Origin of the sequence: Lentzea sp. NPDC006480, assembly GCF_040611995.1 — a bacterium.
Classification (GTDB): domain Bacteria; phylum Actinomycetota; class Actinomycetes; order Mycobacteriales; family Pseudonocardiaceae; genus Lentzea.
The window spans coordinates 1-1,911 of record NZ_JBEXPJ010000343.1 but is presented as its reverse complement, the minus strand read 5'-3'; the positions used below and the strand labels follow the sequence as shown (position 1 = coordinate 1,911).

General features: G+C 69.1%; 1 protein-coding gene. It reads right to left on the bottom strand.

Going from position 1 to position 1,911, the window contains the following annotated elements; translation table 11 throughout:
* Window positions 1-111: 111 nt before the first annotated feature.
* A complete protein-coding gene (locus ABZX92_RS45800) occupies window positions 112-1,593 on the bottom strand; it encodes a glutamate--cysteine ligase (RefSeq protein ID WP_355572439.1) in 1,482 nt (493 codons plus the stop codon).
* Window positions 1,594-1,911 lie beyond the last annotated feature (318 nt).

The following is a 1,911-nucleotide window of genomic DNA, read 5'->3' as shown; positions in this document are numbered from 1 at the left end:
GGGGTGTGTTCCAGCGGGGGGGTGTGGGGGGGCGCCAACGATCGCCCCCGCCGCCCGACTCCCCGACGAGCTGATCTAGGGGGGTGGGGCCGCTTTCGCCCCCACCCCCACTCACGGCGTCACAGGCCAGGTGTGCACGGGTTCGTTGGCGTGCATCAGTTCCACATAGGACCGGAGCATCGCGCGCAACGCGTCCGCCCGGTCCAGGTGCGTGTGGTCGTAGTGCCGGTGGAACTCCCGCGCCTGCCACGACGCTCCGTTGACCCCGGCGAGGCAGCGCTGCTCGATCACCCCGAGCAGCCTGTCCCGTTCGGCGGAGTCGACACCCCACCGGATCAGCCCCTCGTGCGCCAGGGGGAGAAGCCTGCGCAGCACCAGCTCGATCACGGGCACGGTGCCGACACCGGGCCAGTACATCTGCGCGTCCATGCCGTTGCGGGAGGCGGCGTTGAAGTTCTCCTCCGCGGCCTGGAAGCTCATCTGCGACCACAGTGGACGCTCGTCCTCCGCCAGCGCCCGCACCAGACCGAAGTACAGCGCGGCGTTCGCGAGGGTGTCCACGATCGTGGGCCCGGCGGGCAGTACCCGGTTCTCGACGCGCAGGTGCGGGCGGTCGCGCACCACGTCGTACACCGGGCGGTTCCAGCGGTAGATCGTGCCGTTGTGCAGCTTCAGCTCGCTGAGACCTGGCGTGTCGCCGCGGTCGAGCACGGCCAACGGGTCCTCGTCGTCGCAGATGGGCAGCAACGCGGGGAAGTAGCGGACGTTCTCCTCGAACAGGTCGAAGATCGAGTTGATCCACCGCTCGCCGAACCACACCCGCGGCCGCACGCCCTGGGCCTTGAGCTCGTCGCCGCGGGTGTCGGTGGCCTGCTGGAACAACGCGATGCGGGTCTCGCGCCACAGCTCCTTGCCGAGGAAGAACGGCGAGTTGGCGCCGACCGCCACCTGCACGCCGGCGATGGCCTGCGCGGCGTTCCAGTACGCGGGGAACTGCTCCGGCGAGACCTGCAGGTGCAGCTGCGTGCTGGTGCAGGCCGCCTCGGGCACGATCGAGCTGGCGGTGAGGTGCAGCCGTTCCACGCCGTCGATGGAGATCTGCAGGTCCTCACCGCGCGCCGCGAGCACCTGCTCGTTCAGCAGCGCGTACCGCGGGTTGCCCGACAGCTGGTCCGGCGTGACGTGCTTGGTGCGCAACGTCGGCAGGATGCCGTTGATGACCATGTGCGCGCCGATCTCGCGCGCCTTCTCCTCGGCGGAGTTCAGCGACCGCCGGACCGTCTCCTCGAACGAGGTGATGCCCCCGCCCGCGAGCCGGCGCGGCGCCACGTTGATCTCGATGTTCCACTGGCCGAGCTCGGTCACGAAGTCCGGGTCGTCGATGACCTCGAGCGCCTCGTGGTTCTTCATCGCGGGGTCGCCGTGCTCGTCGATGAGGTTGATCTCGATCTCCAGGCCGGTCATCGGCCTCTCGAAGTCGAACCGCGCCTCACGCAGCATCCGGGCGAACACGTCGAGACAGCGCCGGACCTTGGTGCGGTACCGCGTGCGGTCCTCGCGCGTGAACTCGTGCTTCGCGACGTCCTCGCCCATGGTGCCTCCCGGCGGTCGAGAGCTAACCCCACCACTGTGCAGCATGGTTGATCAATCCGACACCCGTGTGTCGCTCGCGTTTTGAGACGCGGAACGGCGGGCCGCCCCTGGGGAAGCGGCCCGCCGTACCCCCAGTTAGCTGATGACCCAGCGCGTGGCCTCCGCGCAGTCGATCATGTACGCGAATCTTCCGGCGACGCTGCTCTTCGTGGTCAGGCACTTGGAGGTCTCTGATGGCTCCCTGGGACATGCCGGAACCACTCCTCCCGGTAGCCGTGGTCCCCCGCACCCGAAGCGACGAGGACAACCTGGCCCGCA

What these genes read in the sequence shown, in the direction of transcription:
- ABZX92_RS45800 (WP_355572439.1), bottom strand. Translation starts at nt 1,593, where the DNA reads ATGGGCGAGGACGTCGCGAAGCACGAGTTCACGCGCGAGGACCGCACG.